Source organism: Natrinema soli (genome assembly GCF_028618695.1).
Genome location: NZ_JAQIVI010000436.1, coordinates 1 through 8,545 on the forward strand (window position 1 = coordinate 1; position 8,545 = coordinate 8,545).

General features: G+C 65.4%; 13 protein-coding genes. 8 read left to right on the forward strand and 5 right to left on the reverse strand.

The features are described from left to right. Together PGX04_RS23370 and gvpA are read right to left on the reverse strand one after the other, a co-directional pair. Nucleotides 1-310: AAA family ATPase (locus PGX04_RS23370; protein ID WP_273740705.1), on the reverse strand; the 310-nt coding region annotated here is incomplete at its 3' end. 6 nt (nt 311-316) lie between these two features. Then, nucleotides 317-595, reverse strand: coding sequence for a gas vesicle protein GvpA (gene gvpA / locus PGX04_RS23375; protein WP_273740706.1), 279 nt, complete (start codon nt 593-595; stop codon nt 317-319). A gap of 379 nt (nt 596-974) precedes the next feature. Between gvpA and PGX04_RS23380 the strand changes: the two genes are divergently transcribed. The 8 genes from PGX04_RS23380 to gvpM all read left to right on the forward strand — a co-directional run bounded on the left by PGX04_RS23380 (nt 975) and on the right by gvpM (nt 5,710). Further along, entirely contained in the window at nt 975-1,598 is a 624-nt protein-coding gene (locus PGX04_RS23380; protein ID WP_273740707.1) for a GvpL/GvpF family gas vesicle protein, read from the forward strand. Between the two features lie 2 nt (nt 1,599-1,600). After that, entirely contained in the window at nt 1,601-1,855 is a 255-nt protein-coding gene (gene gvpF / locus PGX04_RS23385) for a gas vesicle protein GvpF (protein WP_273740708.1), read from the forward strand. Further along, nucleotides 1,852-2,466, forward strand: coding sequence for an Hsp20/alpha crystallin family protein (locus tag PGX04_RS23390; RefSeq protein ID WP_273740709.1), 615 nt, complete (start codon nt 1,852-1,854; stop codon nt 2,464-2,466). The genes gvpF and PGX04_RS23390 overlap by 4 nt, the downstream gene beginning before the upstream one ends. Continuing rightward, complete coding sequence (locus tag PGX04_RS23395; RefSeq protein WP_273740710.1) at nt 2,463-3,404, forward strand: hypothetical protein; 942 nt, start codon at nt 2,463-2,465, stop codon at nt 3,402-3,404. Before PGX04_RS23390 ends, PGX04_RS23395 begins: the two co-directional genes overlap by 4 nt. A gap of 74 nt (nt 3,405-3,478) precedes the next feature. Next, complete coding sequence (gene gvpJ, locus PGX04_RS23400) at nt 3,479-4,084, forward strand: gas vesicle protein GvpJ (protein ID WP_273740711.1); 606 nt, start codon at nt 3,479-3,481, stop codon at nt 4,082-4,084. Further along, complete coding sequence (locus tag PGX04_RS23405; RefSeq protein WP_273740712.1) at nt 4,081-4,425, forward strand: gas vesicle protein K; 345 nt, start codon at nt 4,081-4,083, stop codon at nt 4,423-4,425. The genes gvpJ and PGX04_RS23405 overlap by 4 nt, the downstream gene beginning before the upstream one ends. Then, nucleotides 4,422-5,390: a gas vesicle protein GvpL gene (gvpL, locus tag PGX04_RS23410; protein ID WP_273740713.1), complete on the forward strand. Its 969-nt coding sequence runs from the start codon at nt 4,422-4,424 to the stop codon at nt 5,388-5,390. Before PGX04_RS23405 ends, gvpL begins: the two co-directional genes overlap by 4 nt. Beyond that, nucleotides 5,387-5,710 carry a gas vesicle protein GvpM gene (gene gvpM / locus PGX04_RS23415; protein ID WP_273740714.1) on the forward strand — a complete coding sequence of 108 codons (324 nt, stop codon included), beginning with the start codon at nt 5,387-5,389 and terminating at the stop codon, nt 5,708-5,710. The genes gvpL and gvpM overlap by 4 nt, the downstream gene beginning before the upstream one ends. A 169-nt stretch (nt 5,711-5,879) precedes the next feature. On the opposite strand, the gene PGX04_RS23420 is transcribed toward gvpM, so the two are convergent. From PGX04_RS23420 to PGX04_RS23430, 3 genes are all read right to left on the reverse strand, one after another. Continuing rightward, nucleotides 5,880-6,095 (reverse strand): hypothetical protein, encoded by a 216-nt coding sequence (locus PGX04_RS23420; RefSeq protein ID WP_273740715.1) that lies wholly within the window; start codon nt 6,093-6,095, stop codon nt 5,880-5,882. Nucleotides 6,096-6,463: 368 nt separating this feature from the next. Then, nucleotides 6,464-7,471: a Gfo/Idh/MocA family protein gene (locus PGX04_RS23425; RefSeq protein WP_273740716.1), complete on the reverse strand. Its 1,008-nt coding sequence runs from the start codon at nt 7,469-7,471 to the stop codon at nt 6,464-6,466. A 545-nt stretch (nt 7,472-8,016) separates the two neighbouring features. Then, the coding region (locus tag PGX04_RS23430) for a zinc-binding dehydrogenase (protein ID WP_273740717.1) at nt 8,017-8,545 on the reverse strand (529 nt) is incomplete at its 5' end.

Genomic DNA, 8,545 nt, shown 5'->3' on the forward strand with positions numbered 1-8,545 from the left:
CGCGTTCCGCCGCGGCCGACAGCGCGAGCGCCGTCTTGCCACAGCCCGTCGGTCCGATCAGGTGGACCGGCTGGTCCGCCTCGAGCCAGCCGTCGATCCGATCGCGCAGCGATCTGACCGCGTCGGTCTCGACGAACGGTTCGGGGACGACCGTTTCGGGATCGGAGAGGGGGCTGTCGCCGTTTCGTTCGCCTGCGTTCGATGCCGTTCGCGCGAGCTCTTTCTTCGCTCTGCGACCGTTCTTCTGCTCGCGGCTGGCCGTGATCTTCTTGCCACGGACCGTGCGCTTGCGCGAAGTGTCGTCGGCCATGGGGAGTTATTCGGTCGATTTCGGCGACGACTCGGGGCGGGGTTCGACCTCGAGTTCCTCGAGTTCGTCGAGGTCGCCCTCCGCCGTGGCCTGCTCAATTTTTGCGATCTCCTCCGCGTAGTGCAGGAAGGTGTCGACCGAGGCGACCACGACGCGGGCCTCGACCGTGAGCAATTCGATCCCGACGACCGAGATGCGCGCCCAGACGTCGATGACGACGCCCTTGTCGAGGACGCGGTCGAGTACTTCTGCCAGACTCGAGGAATCGGGTGTTCGTTGGGACATAACACTTTTCGTTTGAGGGCCGTCTCGTAACACGACTTGCACTGCGACTGCAAGTCGCCCTATACTGGCTACCGCTCACCGGTGTCGCACGTCGGCGAGCTGATACCACAGGTTGCGATTGCAAGCACCACGATAACCCGCCGCGGAGCCGAACCGTCCGTGACGATACTCGAGTGCTCGACACGGCGCACAGCGGCCGCGAGGAGCACAGCTATCGCAGCCCCATGTCATCTATCTATCCCATCACCGGCCGAGCCGACGGAGTACGCGTACGACTATCGACCCGTCGGTCTCGGCGACAGGTTCGTCGCGGGCAACGACGATTGGGGCCGAGTCAGCGACGAGACACCGATATGACCAGTCAACGAGTGATCTACCGATGAATAACCGGTACGTCTACGGCGTCGTCGAGTCGGATACCATCGAGTTCGAGACTGACGCGGTCGCCGGTGCCGACCGCGTCTACACGATCTCACACCGGCGACTCGGTGCCGTCGTCTCGGATATCGACACGACCGATCCCGAGGAGACGGACGAGGACGCCCAGATCCACGACGACGTCCTCCGGGAGATCATGGAGTACGACGGCGGAACGACCGTCGTACCCATGCAGTTCGGGATGGCCTTCGAGAGCGATCGAGCGCTGAAGAACGTCCTTCGCGGGGCGCGACCGGCGTTCCGACGCGCGATGAACGATATCGAGGGTAAAATCGAACTCGGGCTCAAACTCGTCCGCGAGGAAGACGCCGACGTCGATCGCGAGGAGATCGAGACGGCGGTCGCCGACCGCCTCGACCCCATCGCCGCACAGTCCGTCGAGAACGACCTGTTCAGCGACCGGCTCATCCTGAACCGCTCGTATCTCGTCGAGGAGGACGAGCGCGAGGCGTTCGACGATGCGATCGCCGACTTCGAGAACGACCACGACGAACTCATGGTCCAGTACACGGGGCCGTTCGCACCCTACAGCTTCGTCGACGTGAAAATCGGAGCCAAACAGTAACCATGTTCATCCTCGACGACCTCCTGTTCCGGCCGTTCGTCGGCATCATCGACGCGCTCCACACGATCGCGCTCGACGAGATGTACGACGTGGAGGCCCTCGAGGCTGAACTCAAAGAGAACCAACTCTTGTACGAACTGGGCGAGCGCTCCGAGGCGGAGTATCGACGCCGCAAGGACGAACTCGAGGCGGAGCTCGAGACCGCCCGCGAGGTTCACGAGCGGCTCTCGAGCGGCCGCGTGGAGGTGAAAAAATGAGCGACAGTTCCCCGAACGACGACCGCGACGAATCGCCCGACGACGATCGATCCGACGAGCATCAGACCGACGAGAGTCAGACCGACGAGAGTCAGGTCGACGAGAGCGAACACTGGCTTTCGAGCCTGCTGTCCGCTCTCGAATCGCTCGACGACGGCCCGACGTCGCGTTCGGGCCGTCGGCGCGGCGATCGGACGACGTTCGATTACGATATTTCGATCCGATCCGGCGACGATCTCTCGGCGGACGACTCGCCGCTCGGTCAGAATCCGTTCGGCGACGAGAGAGGCGGTCGAGCCCGCGATCGATCGCGAAAGCGCCGCATCCGATCATCGGGTCCCTCGAGCGATCACCACGTGGCGACCCGGACGCACGAGGACGAACTACTCGTCACGGCGGACGTCGCCGGAGCCGATCCGGACGACATAACGGTGGGCTTCGACGACTCGACGCTGGTCATCGGCGTCGACGAACGCGAAGTCGATCGCATCGAGATCCCCTGGCCCAAGACGGAGTCCCGGGCGACGATCAAGAACGGGGTGCTGACCGTCCAGATCAGGCCGGAGACGACGGAGCGGACGGACACCGAAGAGACGGAGGGTACCGAATGAGCGACGCCGAGTCCGAGGAGACGTTCGACGCGCTACTCGAGGACGCGACGGAAAGTCTCCAACGACTCGAGGAGACGCTTGGCGAGAGCGAGGCGATAGACGAACTCGACGGCGACACCCTCGAGACGGTCGTCGGCGACCTCGACAACCTCGTGCGGGTCGCCGAGGAAGTCGGCGAGCTGCTCGAGGCGATGGACCTCAGCGACCTGCCGGAGGCGGTCGACGGGGACGAGCTCCTCAACGCCATCGAACTCGGCGAGATTCCCGACGTACTGGCGAACGAGGACGACGGCGTGAGCGAACTCGTCGACTTCACGGAGCTGTTCGACGCGATCAACCTGTTGAACGCCTGGAACGCGGCGGATCTGACCGACCTCTGGGAGAATAAACGCGAACTCGACGACGCCCTCGACGAGCTCGAGGACGGCGACGATGCCGGGATGGTCGAAGACGCCGTGTCGGACGTCGCCGACGACGACGATCAACTGATCGGCGATGACGACGATGATGGACAGCTGATCGGGGATGACGACGACGACCTCATCGAGACGGACATGGATTCGACGACCGCGGCGAAGGAGGCGCTGGGCGATATCAACGTCGCGGAGGACCCGGAGGCGTACCAGGCGGCGATCCAGCAGCAGGCGATGGAAGGCATCGACGCCTTCCGGACGGCGCTGCTCGAGACGCACGAGAAGTTCGAGAAGCTCTACGAGTTCAACCGCGAGAAGATGCGCCGGCAGGACACGAGTACGAACTCGCGAAATCCGACGGCGGCGTCGACGATTTCGACCGATCGACTGGACCTGGGCAGCGGGGCGCGCTACTCGACGGTGCCACAGGCGGTCAAACTCTCGACCGCACCGACGCGGAAACGGATCTACGGCCGCCGGTTCGAACTCGAGCGGGAACGACAACGGAGGACGAACAATGAGTGACTCACTACTGCGGCGACCGAACGGCTGTGAGGTGAGGACGACTGACTACGGCCCCGAACGGAGCGACGCCGGAGGTGAGTGCCGTGGTCGATGAGTTCCAGCCCAGTCGGCAGCAGGCCGACCTCGCCGAAGTCGTCGAGATGCTCCTGGATAAGGGGATCGTCATCAACGCCGACATCGCCGTCTCGATCGGCGATACCCAGCTGCTCGGCGTGCAGGTCCGGGCCGCGATCGCCTCCTTCGAGACCGCGGCGAAGTACGGCCTCGAGTTCCCCGAGGGGACGGACATGCGCCGCGTCGCCGAGGCGGTCGACGACCCCGAACTCGCGGAGATGGACCGGCCGAATCCGGTGATCGATCCGACTCGAGGCGTCAACGTCACCGCCGACGAAGACGACGGTGACGGCGAATCGAATGCCGACAGCGGCGACCGAAACGCGGACGGCGGCGAGTCGACCGAGAGCGACGTCGCCGCCAGCGACGAAGAGCTGGTGAGCGAACGCCTCGGGGCCAGACCGAACCCCGACAGACCGACCAGCGGTGGATTCGACCTGCTCAGCGACGACTCGACGGACGACGGCGAATCCGAAACGGAATCGGCAGCCGACGGATCCGAAACTGACGGCTCCGAGGGCGATGAGGCCACCCCAGAAGCGGAGCCGGAGGGTGACGGATCATGACGTCGATCGACGTCGGCGACGGCGAGGACGCGCGACAGGGGCTCGTCACCCTGGTCATCACCGTCGTCGAAATCCTGATCGACGCCCTCGAGCGCGAGGCGGTCCGCCGAATGGAGGGGGGAAACCTCTCGGACGAGGAGATCGAACGCCTCGGAAGCCAGCTCGCGACGATCGAGGCCGAAATCGAACAGCTCAAAGCCGACGAGGAGATCGAGGACGGCGTCGACGATCTCCGGGGCGATCTGGACGGGCTGGTCAACGACGCGATCGAACAGCTTCACGGCGAGCCGACAGCTACGCAGAAACCGGGTTACTCCGTGTTCGGAGGTGAGGGCGAATGAGCTCCGACGGCGCGAACGACGGTGACGGCGCTGCCGAGAAACTCGAGGCGCTCGACGAGCAGCCGGCCGGCGAGCACGCCGAAACGCCGGAAATCGACGAAGGGCGCTACCTGTACTGTCTCGTTCGGGCCGACGAAGACGCCGCCCTCGAGACGACCGGCGTGGACGACGAACCGGTCTCGATCGTCGCGGAAAACGGAATCGGCGCCGTCGTCCACCCGTGCGACGGTCTCTACGACTCGGCGGACCTCGCACAGATCCGCCGCTGGCTCGTCCGTCACCAGACGGTCGTCGACGAGGCGGGGCAGGCCTTCGGAACGCCGATCCCGTTCCAGTTCGACACGATTCTGCGCGGCGACGACGCCGCCGTCCGCGAGTGGCTCCGCGAGGAGTCCGAAACCCTCGAGCGCGCCCTCTCCGGGCTGGCGGACCACTGGGAGTACCGCGTCGAAGTGGTCGAAGTCGATCCGATCAGCGACGAAGCGCTGATCGAGCGCGACGAACGGCTGCGCGAACTGGACGAGCAGATCGGCGGCTCCGGGGAGGGAACGGCCTTTCTGCTCGAGAAGCAGTTCGACCAGCGGCTGGCGGAACTCCGAGCCGCGCGACGGGAATCGCTGACCGCCGACCTCGAGGAGCGACTGGCCGCAAAAGCACGGGAAGTCCACGCGCTCGAGCGATCCCCGAGCGCGAAACTCTCGAACGAGATGGCCGACGGCGAGTCGGAAACGGGCGGGGACTCGAGCGACGGATCGGGCGAGTCAGACGACGGCGAAACCCTCTGTCGGCTCACGGTGCTGGCCCACGAGGACGACGAGGGAGCCATCGGCTCGATACTCGACGACGTGGCGGCGAACGATGGACTCGAGGTCAGGTTCACGGGACCGTGGCCGCCGTACACGTTCGCACCGGAACTCGGCGGTGGCGGAAACGCCGCGGACGAGCGGGCGAATCCACAGCCATGAGACCTCGAAAGAACGACGATGCGCTCGTCGACGTGCTCGACGTGTTGCTCAGAGACGGTGCGATCCTCCGCGCGGACGTGATCGTCTCCGTCGCGGATATTCCGCTGGTCGGGATCAAGCTCACGGCGGCCATCGCCGGCATGGAGACGATGACGGAGTACGGCCTCTTCGAGGAGTGGGACGCCAGCCGCCGAACGGCAGCCGTCAGCCGACGCCAGTACGATCGGTCGGAACTCGACGAGGACCGCCCCGCGTTCGATGAACTCGATGTCGGTCGCTCACACGAGGACGCCGCGGACGGAGACGAATCGTCGAACTGACTGCGGGCTCGAGACCGTCGACTCGAGACTGTTGACAGGAGAGGAACGATCGAACGAAGCGACGACGAGACGATGTGGTCGATGGAGAGAGAAACGCCGCTACTGCACTCGTACCCGGCCGGCCCAGTTCGGTTCGATCGTTGCCGTTCCCCCGAGAGGGGGCCGGTGGTCAGGCGTACTTCGGGCGTTCGGTCGTGTGATCGACCTCGCCGGTGACGGTCTCCTCGTCGCTATCGTCGTCGTAGACGTACTGGCCGGTCGCCCCACACAGGGTGCACTCGTACGTCTCGGAGATCTCGTTTATCATCTCGCCATCCTCGAAGTAGACGCGACTCTGCGTGATCTGCAGGAACTGGGCGGTCTCGCAGTTAGTGCAGGTGATCATACTCGTTCGATGGCCAGCACCAGATGTAGTTATCCGGCTTGTAACCGAAAGGCAAAGACGACTATGAGGGTCTTACCCGCCGACCGCCATCGAACGGGGATCCGGGCGACTCGCCCCGTCGCTCGCGGCCGATCGAGCGCGAGTAACTGTTTCGTACCCCGGGACGGAGGCGGGATTGTCTCGATGGCTCGACGACGAGAATACCGGCGAAAAGACGCTTTTCCAGCCGTAACGAGACGGTTATCGTCCCACTTATTGGCGTGAAACCGAACGAAAACGGCCAGTGCCGAAAAACGATTCGAGGCCGAGGGAAGCGCGACCGATTTGCGCCGACGGCCGCACCGATCGATGGGGTGGCGGAGCGACGATCATCGGTCGACGGAGACTCGATCACCGGTTCGAGCCGCCTCGTAAGCCGCCTCGGTCAGCGCCGTCACCCGAAGCGCGTCCCGGACCGTCGCCGGCGGCTCGGTTCCGTTTCTGACGCTCTCGAGGAACGCGTCGGCCCGGGTCCGTTCGTCGCGAGGATCGATGTAGGGAACGTGCTCCCCGGCGTCGGAATCGATTTCGACGACTTCCCGGGACCCCCACTGCGTTCCCTCGAGGTAGATCGCGCCCTCCTCGTCCCAGAGGTGGACGTGTTCGCGGACCGACGGCGCGTCGCCGTGAAACGAAAACGTGCCGGTCGCACCGTTTTCGAACCGAACGTCGAGGTGAGCGCGGCGGTCGACTCGCCGCTCGTCGTCGTGGAACGCCATGCTCGCGGCGACGGACGCCGGCTCGAGGCCGGTCGTCCAGCAGACGGCGTCGAGGACGTGGCTGCCGGTATCGTAGAGAAAACCGCCCCCGGACAGGTCGGGATCAAGCCGCCAGGTCCCCCGCGAGTCGTCGATCCACCCCTGCGTGATGGAGGCGGTCAGCCACTCCGGCTCGTGCTCGGCGAACCGGGCGCGCGCCGTTCGAAACGCCGTCTGGAGGTGGCGCTGGTAGCCGACCATCACGGTCCGATCGCTTCGCTCGACCCGATCTACGAGGGCGCGGGCCCGCTCGAGGTCGGTCGTCAGCGGTTTGTCGCAGTAGACGTGGCAGCCCCGCTCGAGGGCGGCGACGACTTGCTCGTAGTGGAGGGTGTGCGGCGTCCCGACGAGCACTGCGTCAAGAGACGCCTCGGCGAGCATCGCCTCGTACTCGGCGTACTGCCGATCCGCGGACACGCCGAACCCGCGGCCACCCTCGTCGCGGAGCGCCGCGTCGAGATCGCAGACCGCGCGGACGGTCGCGTCCGGGTGACGGTGAAGCTGCCCACCGACGGTGGTTCCGATGTACCCCAGCCCGACGATACCGATCCGAATCGGCCGCGATCCGTCGTTACTCATACGACCTCGAACGGGTTGCAGCCCCATCCTTCTGGAGGCGTCGCAAGCAAGCATCTCCCGCTCGTCGACCAGTTGGGACCGATCTCGAGACGGTCAGCTACTCGAGTTCGTCCGTTCGTCCACGCGAGTCGTTCCGCTCGTTTCGTCAGCGCGAGAGAGTAACAACAGCCGGGGTGTCCCGAGTACCGACCGGTAGCAGGGTGCTACGATCGGAGTAGACGGTGCCTGCGTTCGGTTCGGAGTCGCTACCGGTGGCCAAGCGGCTGCATAACAATGGGTAACACGCGCAACGTCCGATCTGCGGGGTTGCAACTCCCCGCCGGGTATGCGCTCGGCCCATCTGTGCGCTGACCAGCCGATTGCGTGCGTTCGTGCCCGGATCGCTCGGACGTGGACTCGCCCCCGCTTCGAGTACGCTCATGTCTCTCACGCCCAGGGCGGTTCCCGCCCGCCCGGGTTTCACGGTATGCAAACCCGACAGCCCCAGCTCTCGGGGGGAGAGCCCAGTAGTGACAACCGACCGGGACGGCGATCCCAGTTCGCGCTCAGAACTCCGTGATGACCGGAATGCCGACCGTTCCGTAGTCGTCCATCGAGGCGAGCGTCTCGGGAGCCTCCTCGAGCGACAGCGTCTCGCCGATGATCTTGTCGGGCTCGAGGGTTCCCTGTGCGATCAGGTTGAACAGTTCCTCGTAGCGGACCAGCGGCATCCCGAAGGAGCCGTGGAAGTCGATCTCCTGCATCGTCATGATGTCGACGGGGAGTTCGATCTGGCCCTCCTCCTCGCCGGTCGTCAGTCCGACCTGCACGTGGCTGCCCCGCGTGCCGAGGCTGTTGACCGAGTTCTTGCAGGTATCGGCGACGCCCAGTGCGTCGATCGAGACGTCGGCACCGCCCCCGGTGATAGCCTGGACCGCCTGGGCCGAACTGTCGACCTCCGTCACGTTGACCGTCTCCCGGGCACCGAGTTCCTCGGCGCGCTCGAGTTTGTCGTCGACGAGGTCGATCGCGATCGGGTGAGCACCCAGCGCGTCCGCGATGTGGATCGCCGAGAGGCCGACGCCGCCGCAGCCG